At 54.6% G+C, this 18,300-nt stretch carries 17 protein-coding genes and 1 riboswitch; of the genes, 6 read left to right on the plus strand and 11 right to left on the minus strand.

The window, feature by feature from the left end; genetic code table 11:
* Positions 1 to 162 precede the first annotated feature (162 nt).
* A complete protein-coding gene (locus NQ230_RS08030) occupies positions 163 to 1,170 on the minus strand; it encodes a LacI family DNA-binding transcriptional regulator (protein WP_159514552.1) in 1,008 nt (335 codons plus the stop codon).
* A 238-nt stretch (positions 1,171 to 1,408) separates the two neighbouring features.
* Here NQ230_RS08030 and NQ230_RS08035 point away from each other — a divergent pair, with 238 nt between their 5' ends.
* Together NQ230_RS08035 and NQ230_RS08040 are read left to right on the plus strand one after the other, a co-directional pair.
* Positions 1,409 to 2,650 carry an MFS transporter gene (locus tag NQ230_RS08035; RefSeq protein ID WP_121425345.1) on the plus strand — a complete coding sequence of 414 codons (1,242 nt, stop codon included), beginning with the start codon at positions 1,409 to 1,411 and terminating at the stop codon, positions 2,648 to 2,650.
* 17 nt (positions 2,651 to 2,667) lie between these two features.
* Positions 2,668 to 4,101: a glycoside hydrolase family 32 protein gene (locus tag NQ230_RS08040; RefSeq protein WP_257260700.1), complete on the plus strand. Its 1,434-nt coding sequence runs from the start codon at positions 2,668 to 2,670 to the stop codon at positions 4,099 to 4,101.
* Positions 4,102 to 4,168: 67 nt separating this feature from the next.
* Here the strand turns inward: NQ230_RS08040 and NQ230_RS08045 are convergent, their stop codons facing one another.
* Together NQ230_RS08045 and NQ230_RS08050 are read right to left on the minus strand one after the other, a co-directional pair.
* Positions 4,169 to 4,639: a hypothetical protein gene (locus NQ230_RS08045; RefSeq protein WP_121425347.1), complete on the minus strand. Its 471-nt coding sequence runs from the start codon at positions 4,637 to 4,639 to the stop codon at positions 4,169 to 4,171.
* Between the two features lie 159 nt (positions 4,640 to 4,798).
* Positions 4,799 to 5,608, minus strand: a complete 810-nt coding sequence (locus NQ230_RS08050) for a YadA C-terminal domain-containing protein (protein ID WP_257260702.1) — start codon at positions 5,606 to 5,608, stop codon at positions 4,799 to 4,801.
* Between the two features lie 697 nt (positions 5,609 to 6,305).
* Positions 6,306 to 6,403: riboswitch (TPP riboswitch) on the plus strand.
* A 35-nt stretch (positions 6,404 to 6,438) separates the two neighbouring features.
* On the opposite strand from NQ230_RS08050, the gene thiM reads away from it, so the two are divergent.
* Genes thiM through NQ230_RS08065 form a run of 3 tightly spaced genes read left to right on the plus strand, consistent with a single transcriptional unit; the run spans position 6,439 to position 8,795 of the window.
* Positions 6,439 to 7,209: a hydroxyethylthiazole kinase gene (thiM, locus tag NQ230_RS08055; RefSeq protein WP_257260703.1), complete on the plus strand. Its 771-nt coding sequence runs from the start codon at positions 6,439 to 6,441 to the stop codon at positions 7,207 to 7,209.
* Positions 7,206 to 8,006 carry a bifunctional hydroxymethylpyrimidine kinase/phosphomethylpyrimidine kinase gene (gene thiD / locus NQ230_RS08060; RefSeq protein ID WP_257260705.1) on the plus strand — a complete coding sequence of 267 codons (801 nt, stop codon included), beginning with the start codon at positions 7,206 to 7,208 and terminating at the stop codon, positions 8,004 to 8,006. Before thiM ends, thiD begins: the two co-directional genes overlap by 4 nt.
* Positions 8,007 to 8,048: 42 nt before the next feature.
* Positions 8,049 to 8,795 carry a GntR family transcriptional regulator gene (locus tag NQ230_RS08065; RefSeq protein WP_193939452.1) on the plus strand — a complete coding sequence of 249 codons (747 nt, stop codon included), beginning with the start codon at positions 8,049 to 8,051 and terminating at the stop codon, positions 8,793 to 8,795.
* On the opposite strand, the gene NQ230_RS08070 is transcribed toward NQ230_RS08065, so the two are convergent.
* From NQ230_RS08070 to NQ230_RS08080, 3 genes are read right to left on the minus strand one after another with little or no spacing between them, the layout of a single operon-like run.
* Entirely contained in the window at positions 8,769 to 9,722 is a 954-nt protein-coding gene (locus NQ230_RS08070) for a PfkB family carbohydrate kinase (RefSeq protein WP_257260707.1), read from the minus strand. The genes NQ230_RS08065 and NQ230_RS08070 overlap by 27 nt on opposite strands.
* Positions 9,719 to 10,723, minus strand: a complete 1,005-nt coding sequence (locus tag NQ230_RS08075; protein WP_257260708.1) for an ADP-ribosylglycohydrolase family protein — start codon at positions 10,721 to 10,723, stop codon at positions 9,719 to 9,721. Before NQ230_RS08075 ends, NQ230_RS08070 begins: the two co-directional genes overlap by 4 nt.
* Positions 10,720 to 11,997 (minus strand): nucleoside permease, encoded by a 1,278-nt coding sequence (locus tag NQ230_RS08080; RefSeq protein ID WP_159514544.1) that lies wholly within the window; start codon positions 11,995 to 11,997, stop codon positions 10,720 to 10,722. The genes NQ230_RS08075 and NQ230_RS08080 overlap by 4 nt, the downstream gene beginning before the upstream one ends.
* 250 nt (positions 11,998 to 12,247) lie before the next feature.
* Between NQ230_RS08080 and fbaB the strand changes: the two genes are divergently transcribed.
* Positions 12,248 to 13,300 carry a class I fructose-bisphosphate aldolase gene (gene fbaB, locus NQ230_RS08085; protein ID WP_257260709.1) on the plus strand — a complete coding sequence of 351 codons (1,053 nt, stop codon included), beginning with the start codon at positions 12,248 to 12,250 and terminating at the stop codon, positions 13,298 to 13,300.
* A 53-nt stretch (positions 13,301 to 13,353) separates the two neighbouring features.
* Here the strand turns inward: fbaB and yegS are convergent, their stop codons facing one another.
* The 5 genes from yegS to NQ230_RS08110 all read right to left on the minus strand — a co-directional run bounded on the left by yegS (position 13,354) and on the right by NQ230_RS08110 (position 18,258).
* Positions 13,354 to 14,253 (minus strand): lipid kinase YegS, encoded by a 900-nt coding sequence (gene yegS, locus NQ230_RS08090; RefSeq protein ID WP_159514543.1) that lies wholly within the window; start codon positions 14,251 to 14,253, stop codon positions 13,354 to 13,356.
* Positions 14,254 to 14,415: 162 nt separating this feature from the next.
* Positions 14,416 to 15,021 (minus strand): hypothetical protein, encoded by a 606-nt coding sequence (locus NQ230_RS08095; protein WP_257260710.1) that lies wholly within the window; start codon positions 15,019 to 15,021, stop codon positions 14,416 to 14,418.
* A gap of 7 nt (positions 15,022 to 15,028) precedes the next feature.
* Positions 15,029 to 15,994, minus strand: a complete 966-nt coding sequence (gene ssp4, locus NQ230_RS08100) for an Ssp4 family T6SS effector (RefSeq protein WP_201283069.1) — start codon at positions 15,992 to 15,994, stop codon at positions 15,029 to 15,031.
* A 415-nt stretch (positions 15,995 to 16,409) separates the two neighbouring features.
* Positions 16,410 to 17,771 carry a prephenate-dependent tRNA uridine(34) hydroxylase TrhP gene (gene trhP, locus NQ230_RS08105; RefSeq protein WP_193939456.1) on the minus strand — a complete coding sequence of 454 codons (1,362 nt, stop codon included), beginning with the start codon at positions 17,769 to 17,771 and terminating at the stop codon, positions 16,410 to 16,412.
* A gap of 154 nt (positions 17,772 to 17,925) precedes the next feature.
* Positions 17,926 to 18,258, minus strand: a complete 333-nt coding sequence (locus NQ230_RS08110) for a YegP family protein (RefSeq protein WP_090419592.1) — start codon at positions 18,256 to 18,258, stop codon at positions 17,926 to 17,928.
* Positions 18,259 to 18,300: the final 42 nt, after the last annotated feature.

An 18,300-nucleotide genomic window follows, 5' to 3' on the forward strand; every position in this document is an offset into this window, starting at 1 on the left:
TTTAAAATGAAAATTGCATTTTATGCCAAATAAAAACAGCCTGTTACAGGCTGTTTGTCCGGCGTGTAAAGTCGCAGAAAAGAGTGTGACAAAACGTGCCATCGAATGGCAAAAAAGGAGGCTGGCTCTCTCTATTCCTGCGTCATGCGCAAAAAGCGGTGCTCATGATGCATGCACAACGGAATCACGCATTAAAAAAGGACTTTCAACGCGCGTGGTGTTCTGATGCTCTTCGCCGTTAATAATATGCAAGGCGCTCAGGCGGCCAATTTCATAGTGTGGCAGTTGAACCGTAGTGAGAGGAGGCAGGAACAACTCTCCGATACCGACCATATTGTCATAGCCGATTACCGCGACGTCTTTCGGTATGCGAAGCCCTTGCGCCAGCAGCGTCTGGTACACCATAAACGCGATACGGTCGTTGCCGCAGATAACGGAGTCGAACCCGGGAATGCCATTCTGCATGTGCGCCAGCAGCACTGACGGGATATCACGATAGTGCTCGTCCCCTAACGCCATATAGCTGTGCGCCAGGCTTTGTGGGTCGAGCCCCGCTTCGCGGCATGCGCGTTCCAGTCCCTGACGGCGTCGGGTTGTGGCCAGGAGTCCCGCAGGTAAATGCAGGCAGAGAGGTCGTCGATACCCCTGCGCGAGTAACGCCCGCACGGCGGTATACTGCCCCTGTTCATCATCAGGAATATAGCTGGCGACCTTTTCGCCGTCACTTTCGCAGTTGGCCAGCACGCAGGGAAGGGTGAGGAGTTTGGCCGGGAGAGGAACCTGACGTAACCCCATGGTGGTGTAGATAATCCCGTCAGGCCGATGAGAGAGGAGAAGGTCGACAATCGCGTCCGGGTTGTCATCGGTAAACATATTCATCACGAAGCTGTTCCAGCCGTGCATTCTGGCCGTCTCTTCAATAGACAGCGTGATGTCCACCGAGAAAGGTGTCGTTACCGTATCAAGCGCCAGTACGCCTATGGTTTTTGGCGAGGCATGCGCGCCGCGTATTTTCTTGGCGGACAGGTCAGGAACGTAGCTGGTCTGCTCAATAGCCAGCTGAACGCGCGCCAGGGTTTCCGGTTTAAGGCGCTCCGGGCTGTTAAGCGCGCGGGAAACCGTCATCAGCGATACGTTAGCCAGCTTTGCGACGTCCTTCAGGGAAGCCATTTTGTTACTCCGTTAATGCTCTGTGTGAGAGGGTATACAACTAAGTCGCTGATGTAAAAGGAAGGCTGATGCCCAGGTTTGGTCATGCTGACCTCAGTGATGAATTTTTGATCGCGATCTCATTTCCTTAATGTTAACGTTAACTTTCGTGATTAACATCGTAAATCTTAGCCAAACAGCATGAGAAAGAAATAATGTTAACGTTACCATTGCGTCATTACTCCAACATGAGAATGTCATAATGAAAACGCATCGCTCTCACAGCTACCCTTTACTGAGCGCATTACTGTTTTTCTTTTTTGTCACCTGGTCGTCTTCCGGCTCATTACTCTCCATCTGGCTTCATCAGGAAGTAGGCTTAAAAGCGGGGGATACCGGCGTTATCTATGCCGTGCTTTCCGTCTCCGCGCTTTTTGCACAAATCTGCTATGGATTCATTCAGGACAAACTCGGCCTGCGCAAAAACCTGCTCTGGTTTCTGACCAGCCTGCTTGTTCTTTCTGGTCCGGCTTTTTTGCTGTTTGGCTATCTGCTGAAGATTAACGTGTTGCTCGGCAGCATTTTCGGCGGGATTTTTATCGGCCTGACGTTTAACGGCGGGATAGGAGTGCTCGAGTCCTATACCGAGCGCGTGGCCCGCCAGAGTCAGTTTGAGTTCGGCAAGGCGAGGATGTGGGGATCGCTTGGCTGGGCGGCGGCAACCTTTTTTGCGGGGCTGCTGTTTAACATTAATCCGAAGCTGAACTTTGCCGTCGCGAGCTGCGCAGGGCTGGTGTTTTTTGTTTTGCTGGCGCGTCTCAGGGTCTCTTCCGCCCCGCACGCCATGCAGGAAGCGGTGTCCGGCGGTAAGGTCACGCTGGAAGATGCCTTGCGCCTGCTGACGCTGCCGCGGTTCTGGGCGCTGGTATTTTTCGTTATCGGCACCTGTATTTATGGCGTTTATGACCAGCAGTTCCCGGTCTATTTCTCCTCCCAGTTCCCGACGTTACAGGAAGGAAACGCCATGTACGGCTATCTCAACTCCTTCCAGGTTTTTCTTGAGGCGGCGGGTATGTTTTGTGCCCCGTGGCTGGTGAATCGTCTCGGTGCGAAAAACGGCCTGATTTTCGCGGGAATGGTGATGGCGATGCGTATGGTGGCATCGGGTCTGGTTGAGGGGCCGGTACTGATCTCCATTACCAAGCTATTGCACGCGGTTGAGCTGCCCGTTTTGCTGGTCTCAATCTTTAAATACAACAGCCTGCATTTTGACAAGCGGCTCTCTTCCACCCTCTATCTGGTGGGCTTTGCCTGTACAAGCTCGGTGATTGCCTCGGTTCTGTCGCCGCTGGCCGGTTACAGCTATGAGAAATACGGCTTTGCCCAGTCCTATCTCATTATGGGGCTGTTAGTTTTCAGCACCACGCTCATCTCCATCTTCCTGTTGCGCTCGGGTAAGTCCTCTTCTGACCCGTTAATGCCGCAACCATCCACTATCTGACTGAAAAGAGTAGACAAATGACGTATTCCATTGCCAAAGCTGAACAGGAACTGCAGGCCAGACAAGGCACTCTTAACCTGCGCTGGTATCCGCGTTACCACCTCGCCGCGCATGCCGGCTGGATGAACGACCCGAATGGCCTGGTGTGGTTTGACGGCTGGTATCACGCGTTTTACCAGCATCATCCATACTCGACCCAGTGGGGGCCGATGCACTGGGGTCATGCGCGCAGCAGGGATTTAGTTCACTGGGAGCACCTTCCGGTAGCACTGGCGCCGGAAGGACCAGAAGACAAGGACGGCTGTTTTTCCGGCTCGGCGGTAGTAGATGGCGATACGCTGGCGCTGATTTACACCGGACATAAATTCCACGGCGATCCTGATGATGAGGCTAATCTCTACCAGGTGCAGTGCCTGGCCACCAGCCGTGACGGCGTTCATTTTGCCCGGCAGGGAATGATTGTTGACACGCCGCCTGGGCTGCATCACTTCCGCGATCCGAAAGTGTGGCGTGAAGGGGAGAGCTGGTACATGGTTGTCGGCGCGCGAGACGGTGAGACGGGCCAGGTGCGCGTATACCGTTCTGCCGATCTGCGCGAGTGGCAGGATATGGGCGAGCTTGCGGTGGCTGAAAAAGAGATGGGCTACATGTGGGAATGCCCGGACTTTTTCACCCTCAACGGCAAACGTGTGCTGATGTTTTCACCTCAGGGGCTGGCGGCGGACGGATTCAAAAACCGTAATCTTTTCCAGAGCGGCTACCTGCTGGGCGAGTGGCAGCCCGGACAACCTTTCGAGCGTGAAGGGGAATTTGTGGAGATGGATCGCGGGCATGATTTCTATGCGCCACAAAGCTTCCTGACGCCCGACGGCCGCCGCATTGTTATCGGCTGGCTGGACATGTGGGAATCGCCCCTGCCGGAACAGCAGGATGGCTGGGCGGGTATGCTCTCCTTACCGCGCGAGCTGACGCTGAGTGCGGATGACCGTCTGCAAATGCGGCCAGCCAGAGAAGTCGAAAGCCTGCGCAGGGCGTGGTTCCCCTGGCCGGTGAGCACGCTTAACAATCAGCAAATCGCTCAGGTGGAAAGCTGTGACGCGATGGAAGTCATTCTGCAGTGGGATTGCGCCAACAGCAGCGCGGAGCAGTACGGTATTCGTCTCGGAGACGGGTTACGTATTTATGTCGATGCGCAGATGCAGCGCCTGGTGCTGGAGCGTCACTATCCGCAGTATGGCTTGTGCGGGACCCGAAGCGTCGCGCTTAACCTGAACGACACGCTAAACCTGCGCCTGTTCTTTGACAACTCGTCGGTGGAGGTGTTTGTCAATGACGGTGACGCGTGCCTCAGCAGCCGCATTTATCCTGAAGCGGGGGCTCGCGAGCTGGCGTTGTTTGCCTGGACGGGGAGTGCGTCGCTCATTGATGCCGGGGCGTGGCAGTTAGAGTAAATGGGTTACCTCAGAAAAATTCAGTAAGGTCCGCAAATAATAAAGGCGACACCTGTCGCCTTTATTATTATTTAATCTTTCTGGCGTAGCCCTGGAACTGACCTTCTTTACTCACCGCTAATTTGCCTTTAGCAGGATAGTAAATGAAGGTATATAGCCCTTGTGAATAAACCTTTGCCTGAGGCTCGTTTTCATCCAGCGCACCTAATACGCCGTCAACATCTAATATCTCGCCTCTAATCGTGATTTTCATCCCTTCCCATTTAAAGGTGTGTGCTGCTTTAGCAGCCTGGGCATGTTGTTTCGCATCTTTCTTAGCCCAGATACCCGTACCCGCAGCGGCATCACGCGCGTTCGCCCATGCTGCATTTTGTGCGGCTTCATTGTAGGCATTCTGGCGGTTTTGCTCAGCGAGGTAGCAGGTATCTTTGCTAATCCCCTGGCGTTCACATTCTGCCATGCGCTGAGCAGGCGACGTACATGCAGAAAGCAGAGCAGTAGCACCCGCCATGATTACCGCTAAAAGTGTTTTTTTCATTACGCGAAGACCTTAAATTAAAAATATACAGCAGGAGAATTTTCAATATCCGCAAATATAATAAGAGTGATACATACAACCTAGCCATACGCCAATCAGGATAAGTGCTATGTATAATATTAAAGAGATAAAAATATATTTTGCCATGCTGCTTTTCTATTAAAAGCCGACCCCTACGCCGATGGAGGCACCCATGTTATTCGCAGTGTCATCAGAGAAACTGACTTTCGCGATCGTATGTGAATTGACGTTAACGGATGCCCCGACGGCAAGGGCGCTTTCACTATTGTACGTTGCACCGCCAGCAGAGAACATAACGTGCTGATTCGTTTGTACCTGCGGTAAACCTGCCATCGCCATGGCGCCCGAGATACCGGCGTTGGCCTGTTTCTTATTATTATCCACTTCGTCGTGCAATGATTTGAACTGCTGGCGGGTGTTGTTATTCATTGCCTGTAACGTCTGCTTTGTTGCCTGAAGTTCCTGAGCGGTGGCGGTAACAGCCTGGCTATTGTTGGCCACTTTCGTTTGCGTCGCTGCGTCTACCTGCACGCGCGTTACGGTAATCGTCACGCCATCTTTTCCATCTACGCCGTTAGTGGGTTTAGGGGCACTTTCCAGGCTATCAAGACGGTTATCCTGCACTTTGTTAACGTTTTCCATATTGATAATTTCAGTGCCGTTCGTCATGACGCCCTGTAAAGCAGCCTCACTTTTTTGATTCGCAGTATCTGCGAGCGCACCAGCAAGTAGTGCTTTTTGCTTAGCCTCATTTGTGGCTTGATCAACGATCAAAACACCTAATTTAGTCGATTGAAGGTCGCTATCAACCTGAGTTAAGCGATTGTCAGTTGAGAGATCGCGAGCAATACTATCAGCATTGTTTTGCGTAATTTGGTCTTGATGGTCATTCACAATATTTGTGATTGATGCATCGTCCCAGGCTGCAGCAGCATCGGTAATATTCATGGCGCTACCTGCTACCACCCCTAATACAAAAACAGAAATAACAGATTTCTTAAAAGCTTTCATTCGAAGGACTCACATTATTAACGTATTGAAAAACAAATTTAAGCAGAACGGTTTTGGCTTTATTGAGCATGAAGATATCTGTATTCCCATATATCAATACAGGTTATTCATTGCTGAGATCTTTTTTAGTTGCGTGAATAAACTATCAATTAAACCCAAACTGATTATTTTGATCTAAATCATAAATGATATGAATAAATACATGATCAGGATACGACACCGTGGTGATTTATTTAATGTATACATTGACTTATGGATTGTGTGGTAAGCCAGAGGAAACGTTAAGCCATTGATGGAAATACGAATGTTCAATGGGTTTAAATAAATTAATATTTCCTTTTTCTTTCATGCGAAAGAAGTTTCTATATCTTATAAAAGATGAAGGGGAACGTAATAAAAAATAAAAATAATAGCCTCAGTGAAAGTGCATAATAAAGGTTTTCAATAAGGCGTTAACAATTATTGAACCAGAATTAACTAAAGCGTAATAAATATAGGTAAATGACTGGAAAGTACGTCTGGAGATTTTCGCTATGACAAGCCCGGCGATAAATCGAAACTCCTTGCGCCTGGCCTATGGCCGCGGTTACACTAAACAACGTTAATGAGTTTTTATAACTCTCTGTTTTAAAAGTATTTTGACTCGGGGTGCCCTTCTTCGTTGAAGGCTGAGAAATACCCGTATTACCTGATCTGGATAATGCCAGCGTAGGGAAGTCAGATGCCTTCCCGGTCATCGCTTCTTCACGCAAGGCAGGAGCGAACCCATGCAGCCTGACCTGCTCGATTTACACGTTTTACACCACTTCCGAAACCGTTCTCCGCTGACCCACTGTATGACCAACGATGTCGTACAGACCTTTACGGCCAACGTTCTGCTCGCGCTTGGCGCATCACCTGCGATGGTGATTGAGGCCGAAGAGGCTGAACAGTTTGCCGCGATCGCCGATGCGCTGCTGATTAACGTTGGCACGCTGACCTCACCGCGCGCCCAGTCGATGCGTCGGGCAATAGAAAGCGCGGTGGCGGCAGGCAAGCCCTGGACGCTGGACCCGGTTGCCGTGGGCGCCCTGACGTTCCGCACTCGCTTTTGCCATCAAATTCTTGCCCTGAAACCGGCCGCCATTCGCGGCAATGCCTCTGAAATTCTTGCCCTTGCCGGAATGAGCGCGGGCGGGCGCGGCGTTGATACGACCGATACCGCAGCCAGCGCGGTGCCTGCCGCGCAGGCTTTGGCGCGTCAGACGAATGCAATTGTCGTGGTCACGGGAGAAGTGGATTACATCACCGACGGACAACGCACCCGCACGGTTACGGGCGGCGATCTGCTGATGACGCGCGTGGTGGGCTCCGGGTGCGCGCTCTCTGCCGTTGTGGCGGCGAGCTGCTCGCTGCCGGGCGACCGGATGGATAACGTCGCTGCCGCCTGCGGATGGATGAAGCGGGCCGGAACGGTGGCCGTTGCGCAGTCGCGTGGGCCAGGCAGTTTTGCCAGCGCGTTCCTGGATGCGCTCTATACGCTGGAGGAGCAGGCATGAAGCGGATTAACGCCCTGACCATTGCCGGCACCGATCCCAGCGGCGGTGCGGGGATCCAGGCTGACCTGAAAACCTTCTCGGCCCTTGGCGCGTACGGCTGCTCGGTCATTACCGCGCTGGTGGCGCAAAACACGCGCGGCGTGCAGTCGGTCTACCGTATTGAGCCGGATTTTGTTGCCGCGCAGCTGGATTCGGTATTCAGCGACGTCCGCATCGATACCACCAAGATCGGCATGCTGGCCGAGACCGACATTGTGGAAGCGGTGGCCGAGCGGCTTAAGCGTTATGCGGTGCAAAACGTGGTGCTGGATACCGTCATGCTGGCAAAAAGCGGCGATCCGCTGCTCTCCGGCTCCGCCGTCGAGACGCTGCGCAATAAGCTGTTGCCGCAGGTGGCGCTCATTACGCCCAATCTGCCGGAAGCCGCCGCGCTGCTGTGCACATCGCACGCGCAAACTGAACGCGAGATGAAAGCGCAGGGGAACGCGCTGCTGGCAATGGGCTGCGGCGCGGTGCTGATGAAAGGCGGGCACCTGGATGATGCCGAAAGTCCGGACTGGCTCTTTACCCGCGACGGCGAAGTACGCTTTACCGCGCCGCGCGTGCAGACCAAAAACACCCACGGTACGGGCTGTACGCTCTCTGCCGCGCTGGCGGCGCTGCGTCCCCGGCATGACGGCTGGGCCGATACGGTGCGCGAAGCGAAAATCTGGCTCTCTGCGGCGCTGGCAAAAGCCGATACTCTGGAAGTGGGTCACGGTATTGGGCCGGTTCATCATTTTCATGCGTGGTGGTAACCCAGTATACTGGCAGGAAACACCACGCCTGAGAAAACAGAGATGGAACAAGCGCATACCCGGTTAATCGCTCAACTGAATGAACGGATCGCCGCGCCTGACAACACGCCGCTGTACCTGAAATTTGCCGAAACGGTAAAAAATGCGGTGCGCAGCGGGGTGCTGGAGCACGGGAATATTTTGCCCGGCGAGCGCGATCTGAGCCAGTTAACCGGGGTGTCGCGCATCACCGTGCGAAAAGCGATGCAGGCGCTGGAGGAAGAGGGCGTGGTCACGCGTTCCCGTGGCTATGGCACGCAAATCAACAACATCTTCGAATATTCGCTGAAAGAGGCGCGCGGCTTTTCCCAGCAGGTGGTGCTGCGTGGTCAAAAGCCGAATACGCTATGGGTCAACAAGCGGGTGGTGAAGTGCCCGGAAGAGGTCGCAAACCACCTGTCGATCCCGCCGGACAGCGAAGTCTTTTTGCTCAAGCGCATTCGCTATGTGGATGACGATGCGGTGTCGATTGAAGAGTCCTGGGTGCCGGTTGGGCTCATTCCCGATGCGGATGCGATTGGCATTTCGCTGTACGATTACTTCCGCAGTCAGAATATTTTTCCGCAGCGTACCCGTTCACGGGTAAGCGCCCGCATGCCGGACAGCGAGTTTCAGGCGCACATTAAGATGGACGAAAAAATACCGGTGCTGGTGATCAAGCAGGTCGCGCTTGACCAACAGCACCGGCCGATTGAGTACAGCATCAGCTACTGTCGCAGCGATCTATACGTCTTTGTGTGCGAGGAATAATTCGTCGCGAGTGGGTGCGCAGTCCCCGCCGCGGTGGCTGACCACCCAGGACGCCACGGCATTCCCCAGCAGAACGGCGTCTGCCAGCGACCATCCCGCCGCCAGCCCGGCAAGCGTGCCGCCCGCGTGGCTGTCGCCAGCGCCAATGGTGTCCACCACCGTCGCCGGAAATGCCGGAACAACGCCCGAGACGTCACCGTCATACCATGCGGCACCGTCTTTATCATGCCGCACAATCAGCGCGGCGCCGAAGCGATGCTGCCACTCCGCACCCAGATTTTCAGCCGCTACACCCAGCCGTTCGGCTGCGATCTCCGCTTCCTGACGATTAAGCGACACGATCGGCCTGCAGGCCATAATCCGCGCCATCAGCGCGTCGGGAATATCCGCGATGCGGGGACCGAAATCGATAAAGGCCGTCACGTCCTGCAACTCCTCCAGCCAGCGCGTCAGCAGCTCGCCGCACGGCGAGGCCAGCTGATAGCCGGATAAATAGACCAGGCTGTTCGACGGGATGTTAAGCACATCAAGCCAGCGCTGCTGCCACTGGTTCTCCACGCCGCTAAAGGACATAAAGGTGCGCTCGCCGTCTGGCTCCACCAGCGCCAGGCACCAGCCGTTGTCGCCGGTTTCGGCCTCGATGGCGCTGTGCAGATCCTGCTTCGCCATGGCGTTGCGGATGATATCCGCCCACACGCCGTGGCCGACGGGCAGGGCGTTTTGCGCCGTAATGCCGAGCCGTTTCAGAGCGATGGCAATGTTCAGCGCGCAGCCGCCAATATTCACGCCCTGCTGTTTAAGCTCGATATCGCACCCGCGCCAGGGCAGGGCGTAGGCGTCGGCGATGACGTCAATCACCGCTGCGCCCAGCACCGTTACCGGGCGCGCGGCGTGCAGGGTGTCGAGACGTTGGGCAAATGAATTCATACGCCCTCCCTTTGCTCCCGGTAGTGCAGCAGTTTCTCGCAATAGTGGCCGAAATCGAGCCGGTTGACGGCGTCGAGTTCGGCTTTGAGCGTCGGGTCAATCGCCTGCACGCCGTGGAGCGCGCCGCAGATGGCCGTCGCCATTGCGCCAATGGTGTCGGTATCGCCGCCCAGATTGGCGCATAAAATGGCGCAGCGGTTTGGGTCGGTTCCCGCCAGTTCGACCATCGCAATGGCCGCCGGAACGGACTCAATGGTGCTGGTTCCGGCCCCCACGAGCTGGTACACCTGCTCGCTGGCGGATTCAACCCCGTTGGCTTCCCGCACGGTCTTAAGCGCCAGCTCAATACGTGCTGCGAGCGACGCGCTGAAGGTGGTGGTTTTCGCCTCCTGCGCATAGCGGGCGATACCCGGCAGCGCATCAACGATGTTCTGCCAGCTTTCGCCGTCGACGGCGCGCGAAATCGCCCAGGCAACCACCACCGCGCCGGCAATGGCGAGATCGGATTTATGGGTCGGGCTGGAGGCCAGCGCCACCTGCTCAACAAAGTGTTCCAGACGCGTGGCCGGAAGCAGGCAGCCCAGCGGGGAGGCGCGCATCGCCGCCCCGTTGGTCACGCCGTTGTTTTCCAGTTCGCTGACCGGCTTCCCGTCGCGAATCGCGTTAAGCGCGATTTTTGAGGTCGGGCCGAGCACGTTCTTATTAAACGCATCGAAATCGAGCGCCCAGTGCAGAATATGCTTGCCGATAACGTCCGCGTTGATGTCTCCCTCACACTCAATAATCGCATCCGCCAGGCACAGCGCCATTGAGGTATCGTCGGTGAACTCTGCCTGTTTGAAATAGCAGGCCGCATTATTCTCTGCCGGGCCGGGTAAAAAGCGGTCGATCCAGCCGAAGTGCGCTTTGACGCGCTTTCTCGGCCACAGCTCCGACGGCATGCCCATCGCATCCCCTAACGCCTGCCCGTAAAGAGCACCGAGAACACGTTCTTGTTTCATTTAACTTCCCCTTGTGTCAGCGCGGCATCGCCATCAACCACCTCAATTGCGGTGATCTCTTTATCCGATTCGCGGAAAAACAGCATAAACAGCACGGCAATCACGGCAATCATGATTGCACCAAACGCCCACATTCCGGCCCAGTTGAAGGTCAGCCCATTCACCGGCTCTTTGTATGCGAACATTTTTTCCATCATCACGCCGCCCAGGCGGTAGCCCAGCAGGCTCCCAAAGCCTTGGCAGCACAGCGTAATCAGGCCCTGCGCGGCGGTGCGCATGTGCACCGGCGCTTTTTTATCCACGTAGATGTACGCGGTGACGTAGTAGAAGTCGTAGCTCACGCCGTGCAGCAGAATGCCGAGGAACAGCAGGGCGTAGGTGAAGTACTGTTCCGCTCCGCCGTAAACGAAGAACCCGTAGCGGATGGCGGCAGTGATCAGACCCAGCAGTAAGACCTTCTTAATACCAAAGCGTTTGGTAAAGAACGGCAACGCCAGCATAAAGAAGATTTCGGAGAACTGGCCGAGCGTCATCCAGCCGGTGGCGTTTTTCATCCCCACTTCGGTGAGATAGCCGTTGGCGAAGATGTAGTAGAAGGCCAGCGGCATGGCGAACAGGAACGAGCAGAAGAAGAATACCAGGAAGTTTTTGTCGCGCAGCAGGATCAGCGCGTCCAGCCCCAGCATCACTTTGATATCCAGCTTGCCGGTGCTCTTCGGCGGCGTGTTCGGCAGGAACAGAGCAAACACGCCGAGCAGGGCGGAACTGGCGGCCGTCATCAGCAGCGGAATATTGGTATCAGAAATGTCGCTGTAGCCCATCATCTGCGGCAGGAATCCGCACGCCAGGCCCGAGGCGATCCAGCCGATGGTGCCCATCACGCGGATGCGCGGGAAATCGGCCTCGACGTCGTCCACGTTGGCGAAGGCAATGCTGTTGGTCAGCGCGATGGTCGGCATATAGGTCAGGGAGTAAACCAGCAGCAGCGGGAAGAAGGTGCTGAACTGGGTTTGCTGTGCGGCGAAGTACATCAGAATCGCACCGGCGAACATCAGCACCGCCAGCACTTTCTGGGCGGCGAAGAAGCGGTCCGTCAGCGAGCCGACCAGAATCGGTGAGAGGATAGCGGCAATGGCGGTACAGGCGTAAGACCAGCCGATTTCCCCGGCGGTAAAACCGCTTTTGCTCAGCCACAGCCACAGTGGCACAAACCACGCGCCCCAGATAAACCATTCAACAAACATCATGAATGACAGTTGGACTTTCGTTTTCATTTTTTAATCCTGCATGTCAGAGAGGGTACGCCTTTAACATACCACTCAATAATACCTTTTAAATACCTTTGCGGCGATTGTTTGATCAATGTAACAGTTTTGTTGTACACGAATCGAGCCAGCAGATTGTGCTGAAAAAAAATGCAAAGGGTGGAAAATCTGTTAAGTCGGTACCAGGCTTAGTCTGCCCATGAAAGATGGGACTGGATAAACACACACCGACACGACGTCGGACTTACGGGAGTATCACATGACTGATATTGCGCAGTTGCTTGGCAAAGACGCCGACAGCCTTTTACAGCATCGTTGTATGACCATTCCAGCCGACCAGCTGTATCTGCCTGGCCATGACTACGTTGACCGCGTGATGATCGATAACAATCGTCCGCCTGCGGTCCTGCGAAATATGCAGACGCTCTACAACACCGGGCGGCTCGGCCATACCGGGTACCTCTCTATTCTGCCGGTGGACCAGGGCGTTGAGCACTCGGCGGGTGCCTCTTTCGCGGCGAATCCGCTCTACTTCGATCCGAAGAACATTGTTGAGCTGGCGATTGAGGCGGGCTGTAACTGTGTCGCCTCCACCTACGGCGTGCTGGCCTCCGTCTCGCGTCGCTATGCTCACCGCATTCCGTTCCTTGTGAAGCTGAACCACAATGAAACCCTCAGCTACCCTACCGAATATGACCAGACCCTCTACGCCAGCGTCGAGCAGGCGTTCAACATGGGGGCGGTGGCGGTAGGGGCGACCATTTATTTCGGTTCTGAGCAGTCCCGTCGTCAGATTGAAGAGATCTCCGCGGCCTTTGAGCGCGCGCACGAACTGGGCATGGTCACCGTACTGTGGGCGTATCTGCGCAACAACGCGTTCAAGAAAGACGGCGTGGATTACCACGTGTCGGCCGACCTGACCGGGCAGGCGAACCACCTGGCGGCGACCATCGGCGCAGATATTGTGAAGCAGAAAATGGCCGAGAATAACGGCGGCTATAAAGCGGTGAACTTTGGTTACACCGACGATCGCGTTTACAGCAAGCTGACCAGCGATAACCCGATCGACCTGGTGCGCTACCAGCTGGCGAACTGCTACATGGGCCGTGCGGGGCTGATTAACTCCGGCGGCGCGGCGGGCGGTGATACCGACCTGTCAGACGCGGTGCGTACGGCGGTTATCAACAAACGCGCGGGCGGCATGGGGCTGATCCTTGGCCGTAAGGCGTTTAAGAAATCGATGGCCGACGGCGTGAAGCTGATCAATGCGGTGCAGGACGTCTATCTGGATAGCAAAGTAACGATTGCCTAACCTGAGGGCGAAACGTAGGCCGGGTAAGGCGTAGCCGCCACCCGGCAATACAATCAGCGCAAAAGCACACAGTCCGGCGGCAGCCGACACTGCAGCGCGCCGGGCAACACCTCAATGCGGAACTGCGTTCCGCTCAGCGGCTCTCCGTCGAGGTTAAAGGTCATCCCGTGCGGAGCATTCACTTCAAACCACGCCGATTTCCCGGCAATGATATTTGGACTCTCTTCCGGCTGCGTCAGCGTGGTAAACAGCGCGGGCAGCAGGCCGTCGCCCGTGAAAATACGCAGCTGTAGCTGACCGTCATTGATCAGCGCCTCCGGGCAGAGCTGCTGCCCGCCGCCAGCCTGGCGGCCGTTGCCAATCCCAATTACCAGCGCGTCACCCTGCCACTGAAAATCCTCGCCGCGAATTTCGCAGCGGTCAGGCTTGAGGGTGTCCATGCGCATCAGGCCGTGGATCAGGTACGATACGCCGCCCAGCGCCGCCTTCAGCTTTTCCGGCGTTTCGCTGGTGATACGCGTGCCAAACCCGCCCGTCGCCATATTGATAAAACAGGTTTTATCATTCACCTGCGCAATATCCACAGCGGTGGCCTTGCCGAGGATCGCCAGCTGAAGCGCCTTCTCTAACTCCTCCGGGATCCCGGCGCTGGTGGCAAAATCATTGGCGGTGCCGAGCGGTAAAATGCCCATCACCGGCCGGTCCGCCGGGGGCAGGTCGATAAGCGCTGACGCAATCTCATTGATGGTGCCGTCGCCGCCGCCGGAAATGATGGTGTTGACGCCAAGCCCGAGGGCTTCATTGATATAGCGTGCCGCGTCGCCTTTTTCCCACGTCACCCTGACGTGGATGCGCGCGCCGTCGTCACGCAAACCCTGAATGACCTGACGCAGCAGATCGTTGCCCGCACTTTTGCCATTGAGAATCAATAAACTGTCTGGATAGGTTGCCATCCGCGCTGCTCCCTTTTTTAGCGTTAGTAAGAGTGTATAGCAGAGAGGAAAAAAGCGGGTAAGAACAGGATGAAAGGGAAAAAATAAGGCTGCGGAAAGGGGATTTATCCCCCTTTGTGGCGTTTACCTTTTATATGCCGGTCCCTCAATTGACGCTTGCTGTCAACGTTTGAGCCCAGCCATTTGCCTGTTCTCAATTCTCAACTGCTTACGCCACACACGATTATGTAGCGTTAGCGCAATTGAACGGTAAAAGACTGACGTATTCATCCACACGATATTCAGGCCGAAAAATCCCAATCCTAATAGTGAGGTTATTTGCGGTGTGTAATTCTCTACAGAGCCGAATAAAAGCGAAATCCACGTCCAGATAAAATAAACGATGCTCATCAAGCCAGTCAGTGTAATGACAGAAATATGCAGTTTATATCCCGTTAAGGACCCTTTGGCCGTTAAAAACATCGTGCTCATTACAATCATGCAATACACCACTGCTGCAAGGAATACTCCCATCATTACCTTAAATTCAGGTAAGCCGAGCAGGCGAAATAGCAACATCCAGACAGAAACTTGTAGCATAGCGTAGCAAAAAATAGTGAGTAAGGTACTTATTGCTAAGGGAATACCTGTCATATGTACACCCACAGGAACACCGAACTGACCTTTTAAGCGATCTTTCAATGATTCAAGCCGTTGGCAATCGTCAGTCGTCATTTCACCTGTTATCACAGCACTTAATGCAAGGCTCTTTTTGATGTAATTTATCATGTCCGGGTCAATAACTTCCTGTAAATGAAAATGACTGAATCAAACCAAAAACGTATTTACCAGATTGTGTAATATTCTGAGGATTCCGAATTGTACCCGAGATAGCACTGCCAACAAATGCTGAGGAGTTTGAAATAGCATTCAACAGCTCTCGCTGTAAGAGCAGCTGCAGCGCTTCCGAGGGGTAACGTTTAGGGTAAACCCCGGCTTTCATCGCTGCTTTAACCCCTGAATTAGAGATCCCGGGATTTCGGATACGAATGATTTCCTCAGTTAACCGCGTGCGGTCCGCTCGGCTCATTTTTTGTAGTAACGAGAGTAAACTTTCGGACGTCGAGCGATTAAGTAGGCGGTAGGTTAATACTGCGCTTTTTAGACCCGCAGCAGCCCCGGCAAGTGAAATCGCATCAAGAGCAGTATTGGTTGCGGTATACCATTCCTGAGAATCCATCCATGCAACATAGTCGTTATGATTCATGGCAATAAGTGACAAGCGGCCAAGCCCGTTTGCACACTGAATTCCTGTTGCTACACCACCAGCGACAATCACAGCGGCAACTGCACCGGAAGAACCTGCGGTGAGAGGAATGGCCATACCTGCACCTGCAGCAAGTACGACAGTGAGAATTGCGGCTCCGCAGGAAATCGCCGTAGAACCTATTTCAGTCGCTAATGAAGGTGACTGAATCGTCGTCGTCGTTGCCTGGAGAGGATTACTTGATGAGGCGTTTACTTTAGTGATGACGACATGACTCACCGAGCTTTCGTTTGGCGTCGCAATCCGTCTTGAGGGTCTCACTAACCACTGACGCGCACCGTCTGAGTAGATGATCCCAACCTGGCTAAAGTTACGGCTACAGTCCAGCTGATTGGCAAGGGCGGTGAAATCAATATCGCCCCCGGAGGCTAGACCCAGACTGCGGGCGAGTTCGTAATCCGGAATATCCTTTGAAATCTGACCAGGAAAAGTCATGTGTCTCTCCGTCCGTGTGAAATCGTATAACGCTAAGAAATCAAGAGTAAAGGGCATGTTATGGACGGGAATTAGGAATGATCCGAATAACGCGCCATCCTGCCAGAACCAATGAAAATTGTAATGGATATCATATACCCGCCCGATTTTCGTAAAAGATCTTCCAGCAGACGCTGTCGCGAATCAACACCCTTCATTTGGTGGGGCGGTGCAATTTCATTCTGACTCAGTGGACTGAATTGTACAAAAAAATAAGCCCGCGTAAGGGAGATTACGCAGGCTAAGGAGGTGGTTCCTGGTACAGCTAGCATTTATGGGTTATGTTTTTCAGCGGGGGGATAATACCCGTATTGAACGAAGCGGTATGTGATCCGATTCTAAGAATTATCCCAGCGCGAAAAAATTTCCTGATTAACTATTTGCCGTGTGGGTTTCGGGTGCTTTCACCGTTGAAGTTACGCATCAGCAGGGCAAACTTCAGCTCCACCTCTTCAGGAACCGGCAGCCAGACGGTATGACCGTCGCCCGGCGCCACGTCAATCGCTTCGCCTTTGCCGTTTTCCAGATGCTCCAGCGTAAAGTTCATGTTGCCCTGCGGGGTCATCAGCTCCAGGCTGTCGCCTTTGGTGAATTTGTTTTTCACCGCGACGGCCGCCAGCGCGCCTTTGCGCTCGCCGGTAAAGTCGCCGACAAACTGCTGGCGCTCGGAAACGGAGTAGCCGTGCTCGTAGTTCTGGTAGTCGTCATGGGTATGACGGCGCAGGAAGCCTTCGGTATAGCCGCGGTGCGCCAGGCCTTCCAGGGTTTCCAGCAGGCTGGTATCGAACGGTTTACCGGCCGCCGCATCGTCGATGGCTTTGCGGTATACCTGCGCGGTGCGCGCGCAGTAGTAATAGGATTTGGTGCGGCCTTCGATCTTCAGGGAGTGCACGCCCATCTGGGTCAGACGCTCGACGTGGGCGATGGCGCGCAGATCTTTCGAGTTCATGATGTAGGTGCCGTGCTCGTCCTCAAAGGCGGTCATGTACTCGCCCGGACGTTTGGCTTCTTCAATCATAAACACGCTGTCGGTTGGCGCGCCGATGCCCAGCGTAGGCTCGACGTTAGTCACCGGGATAGGCTCGTGCTTGTGGACGATGTTGCCGACGTCATCCTCTTTGCCTTCCTGGACGTTATATTCCCAGCGGCAGGCGTTGGTGCAGGTGCCCTGGTTCGGGTCGCGTTTGTTGATATAGCCAGACAGCAGGCAGCGGCCGGAGTAGGCCATGCACAGCGCGCCGTGAACGAAGATTTCGATTTCCATATCCGGCACCTGGGTGCGGATCTCTTCGATCTCTTCAAGAGACAGCTCGCGAGAAAGAATAACGCGGGTCAGCCCCATCTGTTTCCAGAACTTCACCGTCGCCCAGTTGACGGCGTTAGCCTGTACGGAGAGGTGAATATCCATCTCCGGGAAGTTCTCCCGAACCAGCATGATTAAACCCGGGTCCGACATGATCAGCGCGTCCGGCCCCATATCCACAACGGGCTTCAGGTCACGGATAAACGTTTTCAGCTTGGCGTTGTGCGGCGCGATGTTGACCACCACGTAGAATTTCTTGCCCAGGGCATGCGCTTCGTTGATGCCGAGCTGCAGGTTCTCGTGGTTGAATTCGTTGTTACGCACGCGCAGCGAGTAGCGCGGCTGGCCCGCGTAAACGGCGTCGGCACCATAGGCGAAAGCGTAACGCATATTTTGCAGCGTTCCCGCCGGGGAAAGGAGTTCCGGTTTAAGCATGTTTGTTCTCGTTCTGATGACAGGTCAGATCCGCGTGCACCAGGTGCAGCGGTAAGGGGAGATCCCCCACTTTAAGGGCGGGCATTGTAGCGCTGCGGGGCAGGGAGGTAAAGCGCCGGGTCGCGTCACCGCTCTCCCGGCGCGCGTCGTGCTGTCAGGTGTTGTCTTTTACCGTCTGGGTAGACCCATTAGTTTTGACCGAAGCGATACCCTTATCACGCGACTGTTCCGTCGCATAAAGCTGGCTGCTGCCAATGACCTGATGATTGCCCGCCTTGAGATTGAAATGGAACTTACCGTTAGAGGCCGTTTTCTTCTCATAGCGCTCGTCCAGGGGGCTGTTCGTGCGTACGGAAGCAATGCCGTTTTCGGCGGCACTTTTGCTGGTGTAAAGCTCGCTGGTCAGAACGATCTCCCCGTTTCCAGCCTTCAGCACAAACCTGAACTGACCATCACTGCTTTTACTTAATTCGAACCAACCAGACATAGGAACTCCTTGATCGAAAGTAAAATTATCAGCACCAGTTAT

Origin of the sequence: Enterobacter asburiae (assembly GCF_024599655.1) — a bacterium.
Taxonomy (GTDB): Bacteria; Pseudomonadota; Gammaproteobacteria; order Enterobacterales; family Enterobacteriaceae; genus Enterobacter; species Enterobacter asburiae_D.

Coding starts and splice junctions, on each gene's coding strand:
- NQ230_RS08030 (WP_159514552.1), bottom strand. CDS start 1,170: ATGGCTTCCCTGAAGGACGTCGCAAAGCTGGCTAACGTATCGCTGATG.
- NQ230_RS08040 (WP_257260700.1), top strand. CDS start 2,668: ATGACGTATTCCATTGCCAAAGCTGAACAGGAACTGCAGGCCAGACAA.
- NQ230_RS08045 (WP_121425347.1), bottom strand. CDS start 4,639: ATGAAAAAAACACTTTTAGCGGTAATCATGGCGGGTGCTACTGCTCTG.
- NQ230_RS08050 (WP_257260702.1), bottom strand. CDS start 5,608: ATGAATATTACCGATGCTGCTGCAGCCTGGGACGATGCATCAATCACA.
- thiM (WP_257260703.1), top strand. CDS start 6,439: ATGCAGCCTGACCTGCTCGATTTACACGTTTTACACCACTTCCGAAAC.
- thiD (WP_257260705.1), top strand. CDS start 7,206: ATGAAGCGGATTAACGCCCTGACCATTGCCGGCACCGATCCCAGCGGC.
- NQ230_RS08065 (WP_193939452.1), top strand. CDS start 8,049: ATGGAACAAGCGCATACCCGGTTAATCGCTCAACTGAATGAACGGATC.
- NQ230_RS08070 (WP_257260707.1), bottom strand. CDS start 9,722: ATGAATTCATTTGCCCAACGTCTCGACACCCTGCACGCCGCGCGCCCG.
- NQ230_RS08075 (WP_257260708.1), bottom strand. CDS start 10,723: ATGAAACAAGAACGTGTTCTCGGTGCTCTTTACGGGCAGGCGTTAGGG.
- NQ230_RS08080 (WP_159514544.1), bottom strand. CDS start 11,997: ATGAAAACGAAAGTCCAACTGTCATTCATGATGTTTGTTGAATGGTTT.
- fbaB (WP_257260709.1), top strand. CDS start 12,248: ATGACTGATATTGCGCAGTTGCTTGGCAAAGACGCCGACAGCCTTTTA.
- yegS (WP_159514543.1), bottom strand. CDS start 14,253: ATGGCAACCTATCCAGACAGTTTATTGATTCTCAATGGCAAAAGTGCG.
- NQ230_RS08095 (WP_257260710.1), bottom strand. CDS start 15,021: ATGATAAATTACATCAAAAAGAGCCTTGCATTAAGTGCTGTGATAACA.
- ssp4 (WP_201283069.1), bottom strand. CDS start 15,994: ATGACTTTTCCTGGTCAGATTTCAAAGGATATTCCGGATTACGAACTC.
- trhP (WP_193939456.1), bottom strand. CDS start 17,771: ATGCTTAAACCGGAACTCCTTTCCCCGGCGGGAACGCTGCAAAATATG.
- NQ230_RS08110 (WP_090419592.1), bottom strand. CDS start 18,258: ATGTCTGGTTGGTTCGAATTAAGTAAAAGCAGTGATGGTCAGTTCAGG.